The following is a 403-nucleotide window of genomic DNA, read 5'->3' as shown; positions in this document are numbered from 1 at the left end:
GCAATTTTATTGAAGCTATTCTCTATAGAATTAGAACAGGCTGTCCGTGGCGAGATATTCCTTGTTGTTTTGGTCATTCAAACTCTATTTTTAAACGTTTTAATCGTTGGTCAAGCAGCGGTAAGTTACTTAGATTATTCAAATTACTAGCCTCATGCCCCGATATGGAGTGGGTTTTTATTGATGGCTCTCATGTACGTGCTCATCAACATTCTGCCGGTATAGCGAATCAATCTATTTCTAAAAGTGTAGGAGGAAACTCCTCAAAAATACATTTGATTGTTGATGCACATGGCAATCCTATTGATTTCGTGATTACCGATGGAACCACACATGATGTTAAAGTTGCACCTGATTTAATATCAACATTAGATTTAAAAGAGACAAAAGTGGTATGTGCAGA

1 protein-coding gene is annotated in these 403 nt (G+C 36.7%); it reads left to right on the top strand.

Annotation, left to right across the window (positions count from 1 at the left end; all coding sequences use genetic code 11):
• Nucleotides 1-403, top strand: a 403-nt coding sequence (locus NI466_RS16120; protein WP_253174013.1) for an IS5 family transposase, incomplete at both ends; no start/stop codon positions are given.

This window comes from Acinetobacter lwoffii (genome assembly GCF_024129595.1).
Taxonomy (GTDB): domain Bacteria; phylum Pseudomonadota; class Gammaproteobacteria; order Pseudomonadales; family Moraxellaceae; genus Acinetobacter; species Acinetobacter lwoffii_O.
This window is presented reverse-complemented; position numbering and strand designations above follow the sequence as displayed.